The sequence below is a fragment of the Paenibacillus sp. FSL L8-0470 genome (assembly GCF_038008625.1).
Lineage (GTDB): Bacteria > Bacillota > Bacilli > Paenibacillales > Paenibacillaceae > Paenibacillus_AQ.
In genome coordinates this window covers 6,637,898-6,658,180 of the sequence record NZ_JBBOZM010000001.1, presented here as the reverse complement: position 1 = coordinate 6,658,180, position 20,283 = coordinate 6,637,898, and the positions used below count along the sequence as shown (strand labels likewise).

Genomic DNA, 20,283 nt, shown 5'->3' with positions numbered 1-20,283 from the left:
TAGGAAGATGAAAGAATATAATCAATTAGATAATATGAATGATCTGCTGAGGATGGCGGCACCCGGAACTCCCTTCCGGGAAGGTCTGGAGAATGTGCTGCGTGCAAAGACAGGAGCTTTGATTGTTGTCGGATACAGCCCTGAGGTGATGGAAGTTGTCGATGGGGGCTTCTCCATTAACTGCGATTTTTCACCCAATTATTTATATGAATTAGCCAAAATGGACGGAGCCATTATTCTGAGCGAGGATTTGAAGCGGATACTGTACGCAAATACGCAGCTTATTCCCGATTCCTCCATCTCATCCATTGAGACAGGGATCCGCCACCGCACTGCAGAGCGTGTCGCCAAGCAGACGGGCAAGCTGGTGGTATCCATTTCCCAGCGGCGCAACATCATTACCCTATATCAAGGTTCCATCCGTTATGCGCTTAAGGAGATTGGGGCAATTCTGGCCAAGGCCAACCAGGCTATACAAACCCTTGAGAAGTACAAAGCAGTACTTACCCAGGGTTTAACGAACCTTTCCGCTTCTGAATATGAAGGCATCGTTACCGTGGTTGAAGTTGTCGGGGTGATCCAGCGGGTGGAGATGGTACTGCGCATTAAAATGGAAATCAAGCGCTATATCAACGAACTCGGCAACGAAGGGCGCTTGATCAGCATGCAGATGGAAGAACTGGTTGGAAATACAGAGGAAGAAGCATGGCTTCTGTACAGAGACTATGCAAGAGAGGAACAGGAGGACAAAATCCGCGAAATTATTGCCGGACTCAAACGTTCCAGCGACGATGAGCTGATGGATGACAATCATATTGCCCGTCTGCTTGGTTATTCCTCTACAGCGATTGCCTCCGAGGAAGTCGTTACTCCGCGCGGGTACCGGCTGCTTAATAAGATTCCACGCCTGCCGAATGTGATCATCCACAATCTGGTGGAGCGCTTCGAAATGCTGCCGAATCTGATGACCGCGAGCATCGCGGAACTCGATGAGGTGGATGGAATCGGAGAGGTTCGGGCACGAAATATCCAAGACGGACTTAAACGTCTGCAGAAACAAGTTCTTATTGACAGGCAAATGTAAATAACATACAATCACGTAATATTGAAGAAGTTAGGCTCAAAGTAATAAAATAGAGGTGAAGAAATGATACAAAAATCAATTCCGAGTCTTTTTACCATTGGTAACCTGATGCTTGGAATGTTTGGTATCATGATGGCGTTTGACGGCAAGCTTAGCATGGCCGCTATCATGGTGATTATCGCTATGCTGCTTGACGGACTAGATGGCCGTGTAGCGCGGGCGCTGGGCTGCGAGAGTGAATTTGGCAAAGAGCTGGATTCCCTATCCGATGTCGTATCCTTTGGTGTGGCACCTGCGCTAATTATGTATCTTACAAGCCTGCAGGATTTGAGTTCTGCGCTCGGCTGGACTGTAACAGCAATATTCCCGGTATTCGGGGCGCTGCGGTTGGCCCGTTTTAATGTCCGCCCGGGAATCCCCGGATATTTTGTCGGTTTGCCTATTCCTGCTGCAGGTGGCGTGCTCGCCACACTGGCTCTTTTTCATAAAGATGTTTCTGCTCCATTCATGATTGTTGCCACTTTGCTCTTATCTTATCTGATGGTCAGCACAGTCAAATACCCTAACTTCAAGAAGATCGGACTGCCCAAAAAAGCGGTCGTTGGTGCGCCGTTAGTGATTATTGTGGCGGTAGCAGTAGCAGTTGTGTTCCCGGAGCAGATTGCCAAGATGATCTTTGGACTGCTCGCGCTGTATGCTTTGTACGGATTTAAGCATAATATTGACCGGCTCACGGCACGTCGCCGTCACCGCCGCAGAAGACGTTCGGAAGACAAGATCTATCACTCCAAGAACGGGTAGTATGCAAGTTATTCCTCTGTATGATAGTTCCTTTATATATACCGAAAAAGGCTTTGCCCTCCCTGACCTCAGTGGACGGCAAAGCCTTTTTCGGTTGAACGAATGAAGAAAGCATACAAGAGCGTCTGCAGCCATGATTAGGATAGGTTGAACAAACCGAGCGTAGCGCATTTCTGCGATTCCTTCACTACAACCTCGTCCATATTAATGTCAAGCAGATTGCACAGTGCAGACATATAGAACAATTCCCGCCCCAGCTCGGAGGCGACAACTTCACGGCAGTTCTCACACAGCTGGCCCTCAAGATGAGTTCCTGCGAGTTCCTTAGCTTGTTCAAGTCCCAAAGCGGGCTCGAACACCTGTTTGGTGGCATGCAGCTGAATACAGCCGCATTCGGTAATGGCCTTGACAACGGCACGGTTGACGGATGCGCTGCTCTGCCCGTTCTTGGACATTACATCCAGAAGACTACGGTGACGGAGCAGCAGTTCGGAGACTTGATCCTGAAAGGCCTGTAAACTTGGTGCGCTCATTTTTCATTCACCCCTGGGTTCGTAATTGAGTTCATTATATGCCAGGGCCCCCCTGTTTTCAACGGGAATAGGAGTTCCTGGGAATCTTTACAGGAGCGGTAAGGTAAAAGTATGAGAAAAAATAAGCAACCCCCGATTACCGTCCTGAAAATTGGAACATACTGGTGAAGTATAGATCATTTTAGGATGAATAAAAGGAGGTGCTTAAGGTTATGTGGAAAAAAGTGATGTTGACGCTAGCCGGGTTATGCGGAGCCTGGTCCGGTTTTTCGCTATACCATACGGCAGAAAAAGGGTTCCCGGAGGGAATGGGAAAGCTGGGGGAAAACCTGCCTGTGGAAGGAAGCATTTTATTTACGGTGCTGGGTGCCATTATTTTTTTGTTTGCGGGGACTTTATGCGCGGAGTGGGCAGGTTCAAAGCTGCATGAGGCGGTGTTGTACTGCTCGCGAATTCCGATGAATGAATTGGCCGCAGGTGCCGCAGGACTTACTGGAGGGCTGCTGTTGTCCCTGCTGCTCCATCCGGCCATGGACTGGCTGGGGAAGGCAGGTGAGCTGGTGCAGGTGGCTGCCACGCTAGCTCTGGGTTATATGGGGCTGCGGATCGGTCTGGAGAAGAAAGAGGAGTTGGCCTCGCTTTGGACAACCGGGCGCTGGGGACAATCGGCTGAACCGGAGGGCCGCGGACTGGAGGAGCATAAAATTCTCGATACCAGCGTCATTATTGACGGGCGGATTGCCGATATCTGCAAAACGGGATTTATCGAGGGGACGATTGTCATCCCTGAGTTTGTTCTGGAAGAGCTTCAGCACATCGCCGATTCTTCCGATCTGCTGAAACGCAACCGTGGCCGGCGCGGTCTAGATATACTCAATAAGATCCAGAAAGAACTGGATGTGAAGGTGCTTATCTACGAAGGCGATTTCGAAGAGATCTCCGAGGTGGACAGCAAGCTGGTCAAGCTCGCCAAAGTGCTGCGCGGCAAGGTGGTAACCAATGATTTCAATCTCAATAAGGTCTGTGAGCTGCAGGGGGTTTCCGTACTTAATATCAACGATCTGGCAAATGCGGTAAAACCGGTTGTTCTGCCGGGAGAGGAGATTATCGTACAGGTCATTAAAGACGGCAAGGAGCATGGACAAGGGGTAGCCTATCTCGATGATGGAACAATGATTGTCGTTGAAGGCGGACGCGAGTACATCGGCACGACGATGGAGGTTTTGGTTACAAGTGTGCTGCAGACCTCAGCCGGCAGAATGATTTTTGCCAAACCGAAGCTGCTGGAAAAAGCGCAATAAGCAAGAAGCCATACTGCAAAATGTCTTTTGGGTTGGAAATGACCGCCAAACACGTTATGATGGGGATATACGTGAAAGACAGGAGCAAAAAGAATGTCAAACAGTGTGGGCGCCGTGATTGTGGCGGCAGGCAGAGGAACACGGATGGGGACCGCCGAGAGCAAGCAATATTTGCTGCTTCAAGGCAAACCCATTATCGTGCATACGCTGGAGGTGTTCCAGCAGCATGAACTTATCTCTGGAATTGTACTGGTTGCTGGCCAGGAGGACATAGAACGCTGCCGGGAATGGGTAGAGGCCTATAAGCTGGACAAAGTGAAGGCTGTCGTTCCCGGAGGCTCCGAACGTCAGCACTCCGTACATTTGGGGCTAAAGCAGCTGGACACCAACTGGGTCATGGTGCATGACGGTGTACGTCCATTCGTGCAGGAGAGTGAGATTGATGCTTGCTACGAACGGGCCAGAGCGGTCGGCGCATCCGTACTTGCAGTGCCGGTAAAGGATACGATCAAGCAGGTAGACGGTGATGGTAAGGTGCTGTCTACGCCGGATCGGCGAAGTCTGTGGGCGATTCAGACCCCGCAGACTTTTCGTCTGTCTGATTTGCTTGCGGCGTATGCCGCGGCGGAGCGGGAAGGATTTATTGGCACCGATGACTCCAGCCTGGCCGAGCGCAGCGGGATTCCGGTATCTGTGGTGGAGGGAAGCTACAGGAACATAAAGATCACAACGCCGGAAGACCTCGATTTTGCCGAATTTACAGAAAGAAACAGGGGAGAGGGTTAAGCATGATAGCTGTAGGACAAGGTTTTGATGTACACCAGCTGGTAGAGGGAAGACCGTGTATTATTGGCGGAGTCACCATTCCTTATGAAAAAGGGCTGCTGGGGCACTCCGATGCGGATGTGCTGCTGCACGCGGTAAGTGATGCTATTCTGGGGGCGCTTGGGCTTGGTGATATCGGCAGGCATTTTCCCGACACCGATCCGGCCTTCAAGGATGCGGACAGCCTGAAGCTATTGGAGCAGGTATGGAGTCTTGCCCGCGAGCGTGGCTATAGGCTCGGCAATATCGACTCAACTATTATTGCCCAGAAGCCAAAGATGGCTCCGTACATCCCGCAGATGAGTGAGATCATTGCCCGCGCGCTTGGAGCGGAAACCTCGAAAGTGAATGTAAAAGCGACCACTACCGAACAGCTCGGATTTGCCGGACGCGGCGAAGGAATTGCGGCACAATCTATTGTCTGCCTGCTCCAAGATGTGATATCATCTTGAGATGGCTGCAAGTGACCTAATTTTAACCATTATGAAGCGGAGGGAATACTATGGCGGATCAAGTCCGGGTGCGTTACGCACCGAGCCCTACGGGACATTTACATATCGGAAATGCCAGAACAGCACTGTTTAACTATTTATTTGCCCGTAATCTGGGCGGAAAATTCATTATCCGGATCGAAGATACAGATGTAAAGCGCAATGTCGCCGGCGGGGAAGAAAGCCAGCTGAAATACTTGAAGTGGCTGGGAGTAGACTGGGATGAGAGCGTCGATGTTGGCGGAGAATACGGCCCTTACCGCCAGACCGAACGCCTTGATTTGTATCGTATCTACTGGCAGGATTTGCTAGACCGCGGTCTGGCTTACCGCTGCTATTGCACCGAAGAGGAGCTGGAAGCGGAACGTGAGGAACAGACGGCCCGCGGCGAAACTCCGCGTTATTCCGGCAAGCACCGCGATTTGACAGAGGCACAACGCCTCGCGTTTGAAGCGGAAGGACGTATTGCCAGCATCCGCTTCCGGGTGCCGGAAGATCGCACATATACCTTTGAGGACATCGTAAAAGGCAGCATTTCTTTTACTACTAAAGAAATGGGCGATTTTGTAATCGTGAAGAAGGACGGAATTCCGACCTATAACTTTGCTGTAGCGATAGATGATCATCTGATGGAAATCTCCCACGTGCTGCGCGGGGAAGACCATATCTCCAATACGCCGCGCCAGCTGATGATTTATGAATCACTTGGCTGGGAACCGCCGCTATTTGGTCATATGACGCTGATTGTCGGCGATGACCACAAGAAGCTGAGCAAACGGAATGAATCCATTATTCAATTCATCGAGCAGTATGATCAGCTCGGCTATCTGCCGGAAGCGCTCTTTAACTTCATCTCGTTGCTTGGCTGGTCTCCGGAAGGTGAAGAGGAAATCTTTAATAAAGAAGAGCTGATCTCGATCTTTACCGCTGACCGCCTGTCCAAGAGTCCCGCTGTGTTCGACACGAACAAGCTGGCTCATTTGAACAATCACTACATTAAGCATGCGGATCCGAAGCGGATTGCAGCATTGGCCATTCCTCATCTGCAAAAGGCGGGAAGACTCCCGGCTCAGCTTAATGATGAACAGCAGACCTGGGCGGAAACACTTGTTGCACTGTACCAGGAGCAGCTGACGGCTGCATCGGATATTGTCGGGCTGTCCGAAATGTTCTTCCGCAGCCATGTGGAGCTCGAAACGGAAGCGGCTCAGATTCTGGCTGAGAGCCAGGTTTCTGAAGTTCTCTCCGCTTTTCTGGCCAAGGTGGAAGGTACTGAAGACTTCACTGCCAGCAATATGGCTGTTCTGATTAAAGAAGTGCAGAAAGAGACGGGCCACAAAGGAAAAGCGCTGTTTATGCCAATCCGTGTCGCTTTGACGGGTCAGACACATGGCCGTGACCTGAATGTGACGATTGCCCTGCTGGGCCGGAACCGAGTCATTGAACGTTTGAAATCACAAATCAAAGGGGCCTAAGCTTTGATGACCTGGGGGCAAACCTCTTGTCAGTCCCTTATCTTTTCGCTAAGATAGAAGAATATTGTAATAGCTGTGATCAGGAAAAGTAAGCGCATAAGGACAATTGCCAGAGAGAATAACCTCGTGAGGAACTTCCTTAAGAGGCTGGAAGTTATTCATTTGTCCGCCGCTGAACATGCGCCTGTGAGCTGCAGGGTTGAGCGTTCCCTTAAGGGACGTTAGACTGTGCCGGGAACGTTGCCGTTAATGACGCAAGAGGGATGCTGCATCCAGAGGCCGGAATGTTGGGCTGGGGAATATGCAATCATCCAAGCAGAGTGGAACCGCGGTTAAACGCCTCTGCAGCTTTTAGCTGCAGAGGCGTTTTTTGTTGAAATAGGAGAGCAGATTCTTTGGACATAAAGATGGATTTCTGACCAAGCCTAAGCCCGCGGCAAACGTGTAGAGAGATAGATAGTGGGCTGCGCCAATACCTTCCTTATGCGTACCTGTAAACAGGAGGCGGGGAAGCCAAGAAGAGGGGAACCGTGATGTTTAAGCATATCAAGTCGGACATTCGGGCAGTATTCGACAACGATCCCGCAGCCCGCAGCAGATTCGAGGTTGTCTTCACTTATGCCGGACTTCACGCCATTTGGGGTCATCGGATGGCCCACTCTTTTTACAAACGGGGCTGGTTTACGCTGGCGCGCATCGTTTCACAGATCAGCAGGTTTATGACCGGTGTCGAAATTCATCCTGGCGCCCGTATCGGGGATCGGTTGTTTATCGACCATGGCATGGGGATAGTCATTGGCGAAACTTGTGAAATCGGTGATGATGTTATTATCTATCAAGGGGTTACGCTTGGGGGAACCGGTAAGGAAAAAGGGAAACGTCATCCTACTGTCGGCAATAATGTTGTAATTGGTTCCGGTGCGAAAGTACTGGGATCATTCCGGATCGGCGATAATTCCAATATCGGCTCCAACGCGGTTGTACTGCGTGAAGTGCCCAATAACAGCACTGTGGTAGGCAATCCCGGCCGAGTGGTCAAGCGCAACGGGGAACGGGTATCCGACCGTCTCGATCATACCAAGATGCCGGATCCGCTGGTAGATTCCCTGCGTTTCCTGCAGAAGGAGATTGAGGAAATCCGGGAACAGCTCGGGAACGAGGATAAGCAGAAAGCCGAGCAGCGGCGGCTGGAGAGCCAGCAATATATAGGTGACTATGAAATTTAAGCATCCCGGTATTCCAGTGAATGCCGGAACATCAGAAAGGATTGGGAACAGCATGGCTTTGCAAATCTACAACACAATGAGTCGCAGCAAGGAGCAGTTTGTGCCTCTGAAGTCAGGCGAGGTAAAAATGTACGTATGCGGACCAACCGTCTACGGCTATATGCATATCGGAAATGCCAGACCTGTTATCGTTTTTGATACGGTCCGCAATTATTTAGAGGCAATCGGCAATGAGGTCCGATATATTACCAATTTCACCGATGTCGATGATAAGCTGATCCGCAAAGCGGAGGAAATGAATACTACCGTAGCTGAAGTTGCTGAAATTTTTATCGCTGCCTACGGTGAAGATCTTGCCGGTCTGGGCGTAAAGCCGGCAACAATGAATCCGCGGGTTACACAAAGTATGGATCTGATCATTGAGCTCATTAAGGAGCTAGAAGCAAAAGGTTATGCTTATGAGAACGGCGGCGATGTATATTACCGCACGGGCAAATTTGCCGATTACGGCAAGCTGTCCCGCCAGAATCTCGGGGAGCTGCAATTCGGGATTCGTGTGGAAGTGGATTCACGCAAGGAGAAACCCGAGGATTTTGTGCTATGGAAAGCGGCCAAACCGGGTGAAATCCATTGGCACAGCCCTTGGGGGAATGGACGTCCCGGCTGGCATATCGAGTGCTCGGCCATGGTCCGTGAATATTTGGGCGATACTATTGATATCCACGGCGGAGGGCAGGATCTACAGTTCCCGCATCATGAATGCGAATGTGCACAAACGGAAGTGCTGACCGGCAAGCCGCTGTCGAACTATTGGATGCACAACGGATTTCTCAACATCGGAGACGAGAAAATGTCGAAATCGCTCGGCAACGGGCTGCTAGTCAAGGATATCCGCCAGCGTTTCAAAGCCGGAACGATCCGCTATTTCATGCTCTCCACCCATTACCGCAATCCGCTGAACTTTTCAGAAGAAGCGCTGCTGTCTGCCGAGAAAAGCGCCGAGCGGATCGCGCTGGCAGAGAGTAATGTGAAGCATCGTCTGGAGATTGCTCCTGAATGGGCTGTGGAAGCAGCGAGCGCAGAGACCGTGGATCGCCTGGCGAATATACTGGAGACCTTCCATGCTAAAATGCAGGATGATTTTAATACCCCGGATGCGATCACTGCTGTATTCGACTGGGTAAGCCTTGCGAATCTTACGCTTGCGAACAACGAGGCGAAATCCGCGGATTTTGCGGCGCTGCTGAAGGCTTTTTCGGAGATGAATGCGGTTCTGCGCCTTGCTCCCGAGCTTGAAGAAGAGGTCGCAAGTGAAGATGTGGAGCGGCTGATCGCAGAGCGGGCAGAAGCGCGCAAGAATAAGAACTGGGGACGGTCCGATGAAATCCGCGACGAGTTGAACCGTTTGGGCATCCTGCTTGAAGATACTCCACAAGGAATGCGGTGGCGTCGTAAATGAGCGGCGAGTTCAATGTGAACAACGCTTGGTTCCCGTATGAACCCTCCAAGCCGGTCCGGCAGCTCTCGCCAATCGTGCTCGCTTATGCGGGAGACGCGATTTATGAAGTGGCTGTCCGCCAATATCTGATCTCGCTGACGAATCTGCGTCCGAATCACTTGCACCGCACGGCAACCGGACTGGTCTCGGCTAAGGCGCAAAGCACCATTCTTGCCTTTCTTGACCCGATGCTCACGGATGAGGAGAAGGATGTCGCCCGGCAAGGACGGAACGCTAAGTCAGGGACGATCCCCAAAAATGCGGATGTGCTGGAATACCGCCATGCCACCGCTTTTGAATGCCTGATCGGGCACCTGTATTACACAGGGCAGCAGGAGAGAATACAAGAACTTGTCCACAGCAGTATAGAGTACATGATGAACCGGCCCAAGTGAGGCCATAAAACTTATAGAACAGGAGGCATGAACATGGAAGAAGAAATAAAGACAGAAGAAGAAATACTGGCCGGTAAGCATTCGGTGCTTGAAGCGCTTCGTGCCGGCCGTACACTGAACAAGATTTGGATCGCCGAAACGGCGCAAAAGCATTTAACCGCACCGATCGTTGCTGAAGCGCGCAAAGCGGGAATTGTGATCCAGCATGTAGATAAGCGGAAGCTGGACCAGCTTGCACCCGGAGTGCAGCATCAGGGAGTGGTGGCTCAGGCTGCGCCGTTCGCTTATGCGGAAGTTGCCGATATTCTGGCTGCGGCCGAGGCCAAAGGGGAACCGCCTTTTCTTATCCTGTTGGATGAGATTGAAGATCCGCATAATTTGGGCTCCATTCTACGGACAGCTGATTGCACCGGCGTACACGGGGTGATTGTGCCCAAACGGCGCTCTGCGCAAATTACGGCCACCGTGTCCAAAACCTCGGCTGGAGCTGTAGAATATGTTCCCGTAGCACGGGTCACCAATCTTGGCCAGACTATAGACCGGCTTAAGGAGCTGGGCGTCTGGGTGGTCGGAACAGATGTTGCTACGGATCAGAACCTGTATGAATCGGATATTTTCACCGGTCCGGTAGCTGTTGTTATTGGCAATGAGAACAAGGGAATGGGCCGCTTGATCCGTGAAAAATGCGATGTACTGCTGAAGCTGCCAATGGCCGGTAAGATCAACTCTTTGAATGCCTCAGTTGCGGCCGGCGTCATTATGTATGAGGTATTGCGGCGCCGGCAAGTACAGGGATAGCTATGGCAGACTGGCGCGATGTGCTGCTTGTGGATGGATACAACATGATCGGCGGCTGGCCGGAACTTTCGGCACTGTCGGAGACAGGCATGCAGGGAGCACGCGACCGGCTGCTGGATATGCTGGCCGATTATCAGGCATTCACCGGGCGGCGCGTCATTGCCGTATTCGATGCTTACCGTGTTCCGGGACTTGGCCGTTCCTTTGTGCAGGGGAAGGTGCAGGTCTTTTTCACTAAGGAAAAAGAAACCGCAGACGAATGCATTGAGCGGCTGGTTGGAGAATTCGCTCACCGCCGCCGGCAGATTTATGTGGCAACCAGCGATTTTGTGGAGCAGCATGTAATCTTTGCCCAAGGTGCGTTGCGGATTTCTGCCAGAGAGCTGCGGCTGGAGATCGAAGAAAATCAAAAGCAGGTTAAGAAAGCTATCGAGCCGCAGGGTACCAGCTCCCAGCGGCATTCCCTGGAAGAGAAACTTCCACCGGAGATGCGGAAACGCCTGGAGGATTGGCGGCGGCAATGAAGCATCCGGAAACCCGTAATCAATTGATTAAATTCCAAAAATTGTTATAGAAGATTGTTTTTGGACAAATACGGTTGACGGTGTAAGGTAACATAATATATACTGATCCTATATTTCGAGAAGTGACGATGTGTCTTGCGTTGCAGCCGGGGGGATTCTTGGTGAGTGTCGACCTCAAGGAATTAATGCTGTCTGAGTATGATTTCATAAGTGATGAAGAAATTGTCGAGATCTTCCGTGGTGGCGACAGTGGCGCATTGGAGCACTTGATTAACAAGTACCGTAATTTCGTACGTGCCAAGGCCCGTTCTTATTTTCTGATTGGAGCGGATCGTGAAGATATCGTACAGGAAGGCATGATAGGCCTTTATAAGGCAATTCGTGACTTCAAGGGCGATAAGCTGTCTTCGTTTAAGGCCTTTGCCGAACTCTGTATTACCCGTCAGATTATAACCGCCATTAAGACGGCTACCCGCCAGAAGCATATACCGCTTAATTCGTATGTCTCTTTGGACAAGCCTATATACGATGAAGATTCCGACCGGACGCTGATGGATGTCATTTGCGGGACTCAGGTGCTGGATCCGGAAGAACTGATTATTAACCAGGAGGAATTTATCGGCCTGGAGGATAAGATGGCGGAGATTCTCAGTGATCTCGAACGCAAAGTTCTGATGCTGTATCTGGACGGCAGGTCCTATCAGGAGATTGCGGAAGATTTGAAGCGGCATGTGAAGTCGATCGACAATGCTTTGCAGCGAGTGAAACGTAAATTGGAAAGATATCTGGAAGTGCGTGACAATTAATGATATAATGGACAGGAAAGGCTCGGTCATCGAGTCTTTTTTTAGTGTTTATGCAAGTTTTGATGGATAAGACAGGATTTTAGTGGATTGCCGTTGCTAATAGGTTTATTCATAGTCGGATTGCTCCATAATGGTAAGAATAGTGCCTATCGATGTTCTATCGAGAAATTCCGTCCGTGAAGTCATTCATGACGACCTTGCACAAGGCAGCGAACAGCTGGGAAAGACAAGAACAAGACAATGAATGGAACACGGCTACATTACCCGAAATTACCCAGTGCGATGGGGAATTCTTTCGTTGACACAGGGCTTGACATTATGCTAAAGTGTTTTAGGTAGGCCTAAATTCGCGGGTTTTTTTTAGGATCAATATTTGCGTCTTCTAATTATAAGATTAGAAGTACGTCTTCGGGAGGTGCATATCATGCGGGTAATTATCACTTTGGCTTGTACAAGTTGCAAACAAAGAAACTATGCGACAACCAAAAACAAGCGAAATCACCCCGACCGCTTGGAGATGAAGAAATTTTGCAAGTTCTGTAACGAGCAAACTCCTCATCGCGAAACCAGATAGTCTTTGGAGGTGTAGTCGGCGTGAAACGTAGTTTCAAGTCATTGTTTTCCTTTTTCACTGAGAGCTGGAGCGAGCTCAAAAAAGTTCGCTGGCCTAGCCGTAAAGAGTTGAAAAACTATTCATTGATCGTTCTCGGTACAATTGTAGTTATGGCGCTTTACTTCTGGGTTCTGGACATCGGTATTTCCGCTCTGATCGAAACGATTATTTAGAGAGGTCCCAGGTGGCTTGTATGGAAAAAAGATGGTATGTTGTTCATACCTATTCCGGGTATGAGAATAAGGTTAAGGCCAATTTGGAAAAACGCGTTGAGTCCATGGGCATGGAAGACAAAATATTCCGTGTTCTTGTTCCTATGGAAGAAGAACTGGTAAACAAGGATGGCAAGAAAAAAACTGTCATGCGTAAAGTTTATCCTGGTTATGTTTTGGTCGAAATGGTTCAGACTGATGATTCTTGGTATGTTGTCCGCAATACGCCGGGCGTTACCGGATTTGTCGGTTCGACAGGTTCCGGATCTAAACCTACCGCTCTGCTTCCGGAAGAAGTTGAACAAATTCTGAAGCATATGGGCATGGTTGAACCTAAAGCGAAGATTGATTTCGAAATTAAGGAATCCGTACGTATTATGGTTGGTCCCTTTGCGAATTTTGTGGGCTCCGTGGAAGAGATTTTGGCTGACAAGAGCAAGATCAAAGTGCATGTTAACATGTTTGGACGGGAAACCCCGCTGGAGTTGGATTTCACTCAAGTGGAGAAAATATAACAGTGTCAAGGGTTTCTTGTGGGAGAACGCTTTAAGCGTTCGAATACCACTATTTACGCAAGGAGGTGTCACTCATGGCTAAAAAAGTTATTAAAATGGTGAAACTGCAGATTCCTGCAGGGAAAGCGAATCCAGCGCCTCCAGTAGGTCCGGCGTTAGGTCAAGCAGGTGTCAACATCATGGCATTCTGTAAGGAATTCAACGCTCGTACTGCCGACCAGGCTGGCCTGATCATCCCGGTTGAAATTACAGTATTTGAAGACCGTTCGTTTACCTTCATCACTAAAACTCCTCCGGCTGCCGTTCTGCTTCGCATCGCTGCTAAAGTAGAAAAAGGATCCGGTGAACCAAACAAGAAAAAAGTAGCGAAGCTCGGCCGCGCAGCGGTTCGTGAAATCGCTGAAACAAAAATGCCCGACCTGAACGCTGCATCTATCGAAGCTGCAATGCGTATGGTTGAAGGTACTGCCCGCAGTATGGGTATCACAATCGAAGACTAATATGTATTCGATGCACCGGTCATTCATGACCGCAATATGTGGGAGGAATTTCCGCTAACACCACAAAGGAGGAACATTTTCATGGCTAAACATGGTAAGAAATACATGGAATCTGCTAAGCTGATCGACAGCGAAGCAACATACGAGCCTTCAGAAGCTGTAGAGCTTGTGAAAAAGGCAGCGACTGCCAAATTCGACGAAACCGTTGAAGCAGCAGTTCGTCTGGGTGTAGACCCGCGTAAACAAGACCAAGCTGTTCGTGGTGTTGTTGTCCTGCCTCACGGCACAGGCAAAACGCAACGCGTACTTGTATTTGCAAAAGGTGAAAAAGCGAAAGAGGCAGAAGCTGCTGGCGCGGATTTTGTAGGCGATCAGGATATGATCAACAAGATCCAACAGGGCTGGTTTGAATTTGATGTCTGCGTAGCTACACCTGATATGATGAGTGAAGTTGGTAAACTGGGTCGTCTGCTCGGTGGTAAAGGCCTCATGCCTAACCCTAAAGCTGGCACAGTTACTTTCGACGTTACCAAGGCTGTGCAAGAAATCAAAGCCGGTAAGATCGAATACCGTCTTGATAAAGCCGGTCAAATTCACGCACCTATCGGCAAAGTGTCCTTTAATGCTGAACAATTGAACGAAAACCTTAAATCCCTCATCGACGCTCTTAACCGTGCGAAACCGGCTGCTGCTAAAGGTGTTTACCTGAAGAACATTGCTATTTCGTCAACTATGGGACCTAGTGCTCGTGTGAATACAACTTCTTACAGATAATAGGGGTTGACTCTTAGAGTCATCTTTGATAATCTATAACAGTTGTGAACTTTAAGGTGATCATTCTTCAACTTGAATATGCTTACCGTAGACAGTAGGTGCCGTAGGGCTTAATTTCCTACCGAGGTGTTGTGATAGAAACAAGAAGTGCCGGGTACATGCCTGTGTAACTTACGTTTTATCAAGCCTTCGTGAATCTGCGGAGGCTTTTCTAATGCCTGCGTAGGAACGACGAGAATTTTCCGGAAGAATCGTCGTCACATAAATTTTCAGGAGGTGTATACAAATGGCAAATGCAAAAGTAATCCAAGCTAAACAGGAAGCGGTTGATGTTGTAACAAGCAAACTGCAGAACAGTGTTTCCACTGTTGTTGCGGACTACCGTGGATTGAACGTTTCGCAAGTGACCGAACTGCGTAAGCAGCTTCGTGAAGCTGGCGTTGATTTTCAAGTCCTGAAAAACTCTTTGGTGCGTCGTGCAACTGCGGCGTCTGATTTGACTGAGTTGGACGCAGTTCTGACTGGTCCTACAGCAGTAGCATTCAGTGAAACTGATGCAGTAGTAGCAGCCAAGATTTTGAATGACTTCGCTAAGAAGAACGACGCTCTGAAACTGAAGGGCGGCGTTGTAGAAGGTAAAGTTATCGACGCTGACCAGCTGAAAGCACTGGCTGAGCTTCCATCCCGCGATGGTTTGCTGTCCATGCTGCTTAGCGTGCTTCAAGCTCCAGTGCGCAACTTCGCGCTTGCAGTTAAAGCAGTCGCTGAGAAAGAAGAACAAAGCGCGTAAGCCTTTGTCTCTAGCATCATAATCAATACCACAAATAAATTTAAATATAAAATGGAGGTTCAATCATGAGCAAAGAAACAATTTTAGAAGAAATTAAAGGCATGAGCGTATTGGAACTGAACGACCTGGTTAAAGCAATCGAAGAAGAATTCGGCGTAACTGCAGCAGCTCCAGTAGCAGCTGGCGGCGCAGTAGCAGCAGTAGCAGAAGAACAATCCGAATTTGACGTAATTTTGACAGGCGCTGGCGCTTCCAAAATCAACGTTATCAAAATCGTTCGCGAAATCACAGGTCTGGGCTTGAAAGAAGCTAAAGACCTCGTAGACAACGCTCCAAAACCAATCAAAGAAAAAGTAAGCAAAGAAGAAGCCGATGCTACCAAAGCAAAATTGGAAGAAGCAGGCGCAGCTGTAGAAGTGAAGTAATTCGCTTCAATAAGGTAATGCCCCGGGGAGGACTTCTCCTTCCGGTTCTTGCAACCCCCTTGAACTTGTTCAAGGGGGTTGCTGTATACAATAGGAAGAACAAAATGAAAGGGAGGATCTTATGTCGCAGCATTATTACTCGCAGCAGCCGGAAGCGCGTCATGACAGACGTACCCTAAGCACGGTTCTGAGAGGGAAAACCCTGCGGTTTACCAGCGACGCCGGTGTTTTTTCCAAAGGAGATATCGACCATGGCAGCCGTGTTCTAATTGAGGCTATGGACATTCCGGATGGATCTGCAGTGCTTGACGTAGGCTGCGGGTACGGACCGATTGGCATTAGTGCAGCGTTTCTGGTCCCGGGCGGCCATGTGACGATGATTGATATTAACAGCCGTGCGGTCGAGCTGGCTCGCGAGAATGCCCAGCATAATGGAATCCGCAATGTTACGGTTATGGAAAGCGATGTGTTGTCTGCAGTAAAGGGACAGAAGTATGATGTCATACTTACCAATCCTCCGATACGTGCCGGCAAAGCGGTAGTGCATCGTATTTTTGAAGAGGCGTATGAGCATTTGAATGAGGGTGGAAGTCTGTGGATTGTAATCCAGAAGAAACAGGGGGCACCTTCAGCGGCAGCAAAACTCGAAAGCTTGTTTCCGGTTGTGGAAGAAGTGGGGAAAGACAAAGGCTATCGTATTATCAGGGCGCAAAAAAATAGTTGATTAATCATTGACTTGTGATATAGATAGTGGTATTATTATAAAATGTCAGTATTAAGCTAGGCTCCATGTCTTTAGTTTGCTGAAATGTCAAGTAATATATTGTCGCCCGGCAAGCGCATGCCGTACGGCAAGTTTGTGCGAATTCAGTTCTCTATGTTACTGTCGCGGCGAAGGTCGCCGGGGAAATAGATAATAGCGCATAAACTGTTGCTTGGTGACGTATAATACGTACGTTTTGGGCAAATCTACTGGATAAGGAGTATTTTGGTCATGGATAGATGCGCTCTTTTTTCGAAAGATTTCGATAAGGGCTTTTCTCTATTTGTGGCTGAATCCTTGTGTTATGGTTCCATTATAATGGTCCAAACAAGGGTTCGCAATCAATTTTTAAGTGAGTAGACATGAGGGGTGAGTAAAGTTGGCAGGACATCTTGTTCAGTATGGTCGACGCACTCGGCGGAGCTATGCGAGAATTAACGAGGTACTCGAGGTCCCGAACCTGATCGAGATCCAACAAAAATCTTATGATTGGTTTTTGGAGGAAGGATTGCGGGAAATGTTCCAGGACATCTCGCCGATCCAGGATTTCACAGGGAATTTGGTGCTTGAGTTCATTGATTACAGCCTGGGTGAACCGAAATATACGGTTGACGACGCTAAAGAGCGGGACGTAACATATGCGGCTCCTCTGCGGGTGAAAGTACGGCTCATTAATAAGGAGACCGGTGAGGTCAAAGAGCAGGAAGTGTTCATGGGAGATTTCCCGCTGATGACGGAGACCGGCACTTTTATTATCAATGGTGCGGAACGGGTTATTGTCAGCCAGTTGGTTCGCTCTCCAAGCGTCTATTTCAGCACAAAAGTGGATAAGAACGGTAAAAAAACCTACACCGCCACAGTAATTCCTAACCGCGGAGCCTGGCTGGAGCTTGAGACCGACGCTAAGGACATTATGTATGTCCGTATCGACCGGACTCGTAAGATCCCGGTTACCGTGCTTCTGCGTGCTCTCGGGTTCGGCAGTGATGCTGAAATTCTGGAACTGCTTGGCAATGATGAATATATTCGCAATACGCTGGATAAAGACAACACGGACTCTACGGAAAAGGCGCTTATCGAAATCTACGAGCGTCTGCGTCCGGGCGAACCGCCGACACTTGATAATGCCAAGAGCCTTTTGGTCGCACGTTTCTTTGATCCGAAGCGCTATGATCTGGCCAATGTAGGCCGCTACAAGATCAACAAAAAGCTGCACATTAAAAATCGTCTGTTCAATCAGCGTTTGGCTCAACCTCTGGTTGATGAGTCCACAGGTGAAATCCTGGCGGAATCCGGCCAAATGGTTGACCGTCGTCTGCTTGATGAGCTGATTCCTTATTTCGAGAAGAATGTCGCTTCCAAAAACTACCGTGTAAGCGGTGGGGTTATGGACAGTATTGATATCCCACTACAAACGATCGACGTGTTCTCGCCTATTGAAGAAGGACGGGTTATCAAGCTGATTGCCAATGGCAATATCGACAAATCAGTGAAGCATATTACTCAGGCTGATATTATCTCCTCAATCAGCTACTTTATTAATTTGTTGCACGGCATCGGCAACACCGATGATATCGACCACCTGGGTAACCGTCGTTTGCGTTCTGTAGGCGAACTGCTGCAGAACCAATTCCGTATCGGGTTGTCCCGTATGGAGCGCGTAGTGCGTGAGAGAATGTCGATACAGGATGCTAATGCGATTACGCCACAGGCTTTGATCAACATTCGTCCGGTTATCGCGTCGATTAAAGAGTTCTTCGGTAGTTCGCAGCTGTCCCAATTTATGGACCAGACGAACCCGCTGGCTGAACTGACGCACAAACGCCGTCTATCGGCACTCGGACCCGGCGGTCTGACTCGTGAACGCGCGGGCTTTGAGGTTCGTGACGTCCATCACAGTCACTACGGCCGTATGTGTCCAATTGAAACGCCGGAAGGTCCGAATATCGGGCTGATCAACTCCTTGTCCACCTTTGCCCGCATTAATGAATACGGCTTTATTGAAGCGCCGTACCGTTGGGTGGATCCGAAGACTGGCAAGGTGACTGAACAGATCGATTACCTGACTGCCGATGAAGAAGATAACTATGTAGTTGCTCAGGCTAACGTACTGATCGACGAAGAGGGCTCCTTCAAAGAAGACATGGTTATCGTTCGCTACAACAAAGATTCAGACAATATTACAACAATGCCAAGTAATCGCGTGGATTACATGGATGTATCGCCAAAACAGGTTGTATCGGTCGCTACGGCGCTCATTCCGTTCCTTGAGAACGATGACTCCAACCGCGCACTGATGGGATCGAACATGCAGCGTCAGGCCGTTCCGCTTCTAATTCCTAAAGCGCCGCTTGTCGGCACAGGAATGGAACATAAATCCGCTAAGGATTCGGGCGTATGTATTGTTTCCAAGTATGACGGTATTATTGAACGCTCGTCGGCCAACGAAATTTGGCTGCGCCGCGTTGAAGCTGTCGAAGGCAAGGAAGTTAAAGGTGATATCGTTAAATATAAATTACACAAATTTATGCGTTCGAACCAGGGTACCTGCATTAATCAACGTCCGCTGGCTAAAAGAGGCGACATTGTTAAGAAAGGCGACATTCTGGCCGATGGACCATCCACGGAAATGGGCGAACTTGCTCTTGGCCGCAACGTAGTTGTTGCGTTCATGACTTGGGAAGGTTACAACTACGAGGATGCGATCCTGCTGAGTGAGAAACTGGTTAAGGAAGATGTATACACTTCGATTCATATCGAGGAATACGAATCCGAGGCTCGTGACACCAAGCTGGGACCTGAAGAGATTACGCGTGATATTCCGAATGTCGGTGAAGAAGCGTTGCGCAATCTTGATGAGCGCGGCATCATCCGCATCGGTGCGGAAATCAACGCTGGTGATATTCTGGTAGGTAAAGTTACTCCTAAGGGTGTAACTGAACTGACTGCCGAAGAACGCCTGCTGCACGCTATCTTTGGTGAGAAAGCCCGCGAAGTGCGCGATACTTCGCTGCGCGTTCCTCATGGTAGTGACGGTATTATCGTTGACGTTAAGGTATTTACACGCGAGAACGGCGATGAGCTGCCTCCGGGTGTGAATCAGCTGGTTCGTGTCTACATCGCTCAGAAACGTAAGATTTCTGAAGGTGACAAGATGGCCGGACGTCACGGTAACAAGGGTGTCGTTGCCCGTATCCTGCCTGAAGAAGATATGCCATTCCTTCCTGACGGTACACCGGTGCAGGTTGTCCTGAACCCTCTGGGCGTTCCTTCCCGTATGAACATCGGCCAGGTGCTCGAAGTTCATATCGGTATGGCTGCCCTGCAGCTCGGTATTCACGTAGCTACTCCAGTATTTGATGGAGCGCGTGAGAACGACGTGTTTGATACGATGGAAGAAGCCGGCATGCAGCGTAATGGTAAGACAGTGCTTTATGACGGCCGTACAGGTGAACGCTTCGAGCGTGAAGTTACTGTCGGCGTTATGCACATGATCAAACTGGCGCACATGGTTGACGATAAGATTCATGCCCGTTCCACAGGGCCTTACTCTCTCGTTACACAGCAGCCACTCGGCGGTAAAGCCCAGTTCGGCGGACAGCGTTTCGGGGAGATGGAAGTTTGGGCGCTTGAAGCTTACGGTGCTGCATATACACTTCAAGAGATTTTAACTGTGAAGTCCGATGACGTGGTAGGCCGTGTCAAGACGTACGAATCCATTGTCAAAGGCGAGAATGTTCCAGAACCAGGTGTTCCGGAATCGTTCAAAGTACTCATCAAGGAACTGCAGTCGCTTGGTATGGATGTTAAGATCCTCAGCGGTGACGAGCAGGAAATTGAAATGAAGGAACTGGATGATGAGGATGAGACGTCAGGCGACAAGCTGAGCCTCAATTTGGAAGGCGCAGAAGTCGGAATAGAGTAATTCAACTGT

The 20,283-nt window shown here is 49.4% G+C and carries 22 protein-coding genes and 1 other annotated feature; of the genes, 21 read left to right on the top strand and 1 reads right to left on the bottom strand.

Going from position 1 to position 20,283, the window contains the following annotated elements; genetic code table 11:
• Positions 1-7: 7 nt before the first annotated feature.
• The gene (disA, locus tag NST99_RS30465; protein WP_341096634.1) at positions 8-1,084 is read left to right on the top strand and encodes a DNA integrity scanning diadenylate cyclase DisA; all 1,077 of its coding nucleotides are present in this window, start codon (positions 8-10) and stop codon (positions 1,082-1,084) included.
• 63 nt (positions 1,085-1,147) lie between these two features.
• Complete coding sequence (gene pssA, locus NST99_RS30460; RefSeq protein WP_038597137.1) at positions 1,148-1,885, top strand: CDP-diacylglycerol--serine O-phosphatidyltransferase; 738 nt, start codon at positions 1,148-1,150, stop codon at positions 1,883-1,885.
• A 137-nt stretch (positions 1,886-2,022) separates the two neighbouring features.
• On the opposite strand, the gene NST99_RS30455 is transcribed toward pssA, so the two are convergent.
• Positions 2,023-2,418: a hypothetical protein gene (locus NST99_RS30455; protein WP_038597135.1), complete on the bottom strand. Its 396-nt coding sequence runs from the start codon at positions 2,416-2,418 to the stop codon at positions 2,023-2,025.
• A 212-nt stretch (positions 2,419-2,630) separates the two neighbouring features.
• Here NST99_RS30455 and NST99_RS30450 point away from each other — a divergent pair, with 212 nt between their 5' ends.
• The 19 genes from NST99_RS30450 to rpoB all read left to right on the top strand — a co-directional run bounded on the left by NST99_RS30450 (position 2,631) and on the right by rpoB (position 20,274).
• Positions 2,631-3,719, top strand: a complete 1,089-nt coding sequence (locus NST99_RS30450) for a PIN/TRAM domain-containing protein (protein WP_341096633.1) — start codon at positions 2,631-2,633, stop codon at positions 3,717-3,719.
• A gap of 93 nt (positions 3,720-3,812) precedes the next feature.
• On the top strand, positions 3,813-4,505 hold the full coding sequence (gene ispD, locus NST99_RS30445) for a 2-C-methyl-D-erythritol 4-phosphate cytidylyltransferase (RefSeq protein WP_341096632.1): 693 nt from the start codon (positions 3,813-3,815) through the stop codon (positions 4,503-4,505).
• Between the two features lie 2 nt (positions 4,506-4,507).
• Complete coding sequence (gene ispF / locus NST99_RS30440; RefSeq protein WP_341096630.1) at positions 4,508-4,996, top strand: 2-C-methyl-D-erythritol 2,4-cyclodiphosphate synthase; 489 nt, start codon at positions 4,508-4,510, stop codon at positions 4,994-4,996.
• A 50-nt stretch (positions 4,997-5,046) separates the two neighbouring features.
• Positions 5,047-6,510, top strand: a complete 1,464-nt coding sequence (gene gltX, locus NST99_RS30435; protein ID WP_341096628.1) for a glutamate--tRNA ligase — start codon at positions 5,047-5,049, stop codon at positions 6,508-6,510.
• 533 nt (positions 6,511-7,043) lie between these two features.
• A complete protein-coding gene (cysE, locus tag NST99_RS30430; RefSeq protein ID WP_341096625.1) occupies positions 7,044-7,736 on the top strand; it encodes a serine O-acetyltransferase in 693 nt (230 codons plus the stop codon).
• A gap of 52 nt (positions 7,737-7,788) precedes the next feature.
• Positions 7,789-9,195, top strand: coding sequence for a cysteine--tRNA ligase (gene cysS / locus NST99_RS30425; RefSeq protein ID WP_341096624.1), 1,407 nt, complete (start codon positions 7,789-7,791; stop codon positions 9,193-9,195).
• Positions 9,192-9,629, top strand: a complete 438-nt coding sequence (locus tag NST99_RS30420) for a Mini-ribonuclease 3 (RefSeq protein ID WP_341096623.1) — start codon at positions 9,192-9,194, stop codon at positions 9,627-9,629. The genes cysS and NST99_RS30420 overlap by 4 nt, the downstream gene beginning before the upstream one ends.
• Positions 9,630-9,662: 33 nt before the next feature.
• A complete protein-coding gene (gene rlmB, locus NST99_RS30415; RefSeq protein ID WP_038597120.1) occupies positions 9,663-10,427 on the top strand; it encodes a 23S rRNA (guanosine(2251)-2'-O)-methyltransferase RlmB in 765 nt (254 codons plus the stop codon).
• A gap of 2 nt (positions 10,428-10,429) precedes the next feature.
• Positions 10,430-10,951 carry an NYN domain-containing protein gene (locus NST99_RS30410; RefSeq protein ID WP_341096621.1) on the top strand — a complete coding sequence of 174 codons (522 nt, stop codon included), beginning with the start codon at positions 10,430-10,432 and terminating at the stop codon, positions 10,949-10,951.
• Between the two features lie 161 nt (positions 10,952-11,112).
• Entirely contained in the window at positions 11,113-11,757 is a 645-nt protein-coding gene (gene sigH / locus NST99_RS30405; RefSeq protein WP_020427086.1) for an RNA polymerase sporulation sigma factor SigH, read from the top strand.
• Between the two features lie 424 nt (positions 11,758-12,181).
• Complete coding sequence (gene rpmG / locus NST99_RS30400; protein WP_074086515.1) at positions 12,182-12,331, top strand: 50S ribosomal protein L33; 150 nt, start codon at positions 12,182-12,184, stop codon at positions 12,329-12,331.
• Positions 12,332-12,351: 20 nt separating this feature from the next.
• Positions 12,352-12,543 carry a preprotein translocase subunit SecE gene (gene secE, locus NST99_RS30395; protein WP_038597114.1) on the top strand — a complete coding sequence of 64 codons (192 nt, stop codon included), beginning with the start codon at positions 12,352-12,354 and terminating at the stop codon, positions 12,541-12,543.
• Between the two features lie 20 nt (positions 12,544-12,563).
• The gene (nusG, locus tag NST99_RS30390) at positions 12,564-13,097 is read left to right on the top strand and encodes a transcription termination/antitermination protein NusG (protein ID WP_020427084.1); all 534 of its coding nucleotides are present in this window, start codon (positions 12,564-12,566) and stop codon (positions 13,095-13,097) included.
• A 74-nt stretch (positions 13,098-13,171) separates the two neighbouring features.
• Positions 13,172-13,597, top strand: a complete 426-nt coding sequence (gene rplK, locus NST99_RS30385) for a 50S ribosomal protein L11 (RefSeq protein WP_020427083.1) — start codon at positions 13,172-13,174, stop codon at positions 13,595-13,597.
• 81 nt (positions 13,598-13,678) lie between these two features.
• Positions 13,679-14,371, top strand: a complete 693-nt coding sequence (gene rplA, locus NST99_RS30380) for a 50S ribosomal protein L1 (RefSeq protein ID WP_038597112.1) — start codon at positions 13,679-13,681, stop codon at positions 14,369-14,371.
• Positions 14,372-14,438: 67 nt separating this feature from the next.
• Positions 14,439-14,593: a sequence feature (ribosomal protein L10 leader region), on the top strand.
• 64 nt (positions 14,594-14,657) lie between these two features.
• Positions 14,658-15,161 carry a 50S ribosomal protein L10 gene (gene rplJ / locus NST99_RS30375; protein WP_038597109.1) on the top strand — a complete coding sequence of 168 codons (504 nt, stop codon included), beginning with the start codon at positions 14,658-14,660 and terminating at the stop codon, positions 15,159-15,161.
• Between the two features lie 65 nt (positions 15,162-15,226).
• Complete coding sequence (gene rplL / locus NST99_RS30370) at positions 15,227-15,586, top strand: 50S ribosomal protein L7/L12 (RefSeq protein WP_038597106.1); 360 nt, start codon at positions 15,227-15,229, stop codon at positions 15,584-15,586.
• Positions 15,587-15,707: 121 nt separating this feature from the next.
• Entirely contained in the window at positions 15,708-16,310 is a 603-nt protein-coding gene (locus tag NST99_RS30365) for a class I SAM-dependent methyltransferase (RefSeq protein ID WP_341096618.1), read from the top strand.
• A 418-nt stretch (positions 16,311-16,728) separates the two neighbouring features.
• Positions 16,729-20,274 carry a DNA-directed RNA polymerase subunit beta gene (gene rpoB, locus NST99_RS30360; RefSeq protein WP_076112958.1) on the top strand — a complete coding sequence of 1,182 codons (3,546 nt, stop codon included), beginning with the start codon at positions 16,729-16,731 and terminating at the stop codon, positions 20,272-20,274.
• Positions 20,275-20,283: the final 9 nt, after the last annotated feature.

What these genes read in the sequence shown, in the direction of transcription:
- NST99_RS30450 (WP_341096633.1), top strand. Translation starts at nt 2,631, where the DNA reads ATGTGGAAAAAAGTGATGTTGACGCTAGCCGGGTTATGCGGAGCCTGG.
- gltX (WP_341096628.1), top strand. Translation starts at nt 5,047, where the DNA reads ATGGCGGATCAAGTCCGGGTGCGTTACGCACCGAGCCCTACGGGACAT.
- cysE (WP_341096625.1), top strand. Translation starts at nt 7,044, where the DNA reads ATGTTTAAGCATATCAAGTCGGACATTCGGGCAGTATTCGACAACGAT.
- rplK (WP_020427083.1), top strand. Translation starts at nt 13,172, where the DNA reads ATGGCTAAAAAAGTTATTAAAATGGTGAAACTGCAGATTCCTGCAGGG.
- ispF (WP_341096630.1), top strand. Translation starts at nt 4,508, where the DNA reads ATGATAGCTGTAGGACAAGGTTTTGATGTACACCAGCTGGTAGAGGGA.
- rplA (WP_038597112.1), top strand. Translation starts at nt 13,679, where the DNA reads ATGGCTAAACATGGTAAGAAATACATGGAATCTGCTAAGCTGATCGAC.
- ispD (WP_341096632.1), top strand. Translation starts at nt 3,813, where the DNA reads ATGTCAAACAGTGTGGGCGCCGTGATTGTGGCGGCAGGCAGAGGAACA.
- rplL (WP_038597106.1), top strand. Translation starts at nt 15,227, where the DNA reads ATGAGCAAAGAAACAATTTTAGAAGAAATTAAAGGCATGAGCGTATTG.
- nusG (WP_020427084.1), top strand. Translation starts at nt 12,564, where the DNA reads ATGGAAAAAAGATGGTATGTTGTTCATACCTATTCCGGGTATGAGAAT.
- rplJ (WP_038597109.1), top strand. Translation starts at nt 14,658, where the DNA reads ATGGCAAATGCAAAAGTAATCCAAGCTAAACAGGAAGCGGTTGATGTT.
- disA (WP_341096634.1), top strand. Translation starts at nt 8, where the DNA reads ATGAAAGAATATAATCAATTAGATAATATGAATGATCTGCTGAGGATG.
- rpmG (WP_074086515.1), top strand. Translation starts at nt 12,182, where the DNA reads ATGCGGGTAATTATCACTTTGGCTTGTACAAGTTGCAAACAAAGAAAC.
- NST99_RS30365 (WP_341096618.1), top strand. Translation starts at nt 15,708, where the DNA reads ATGTCGCAGCATTATTACTCGCAGCAGCCGGAAGCGCGTCATGACAGA.
- NST99_RS30455 (WP_038597135.1), bottom strand. Translation starts at nt 2,418, where the DNA reads ATGAGCGCACCAAGTTTACAGGCCTTTCAGGATCAAGTCTCCGAACTG.
- pssA (WP_038597137.1), top strand. Translation starts at nt 1,148, where the DNA reads ATGATACAAAAATCAATTCCGAGTCTTTTTACCATTGGTAACCTGATG.
- NST99_RS30420 (WP_341096623.1), top strand. Translation starts at nt 9,192, where the DNA reads ATGAGCGGCGAGTTCAATGTGAACAACGCTTGGTTCCCGTATGAACCC.
- rlmB (WP_038597120.1), top strand. Translation starts at nt 9,663, where the DNA reads ATGGAAGAAGAAATAAAGACAGAAGAAGAAATACTGGCCGGTAAGCAT.
- cysS (WP_341096624.1), top strand. Translation starts at nt 7,789, where the DNA reads ATGGCTTTGCAAATCTACAACACAATGAGTCGCAGCAAGGAGCAGTTT.
- NST99_RS30410 (WP_341096621.1), top strand. Translation starts at nt 10,430, where the DNA reads ATGGCAGACTGGCGCGATGTGCTGCTTGTGGATGGATACAACATGATC.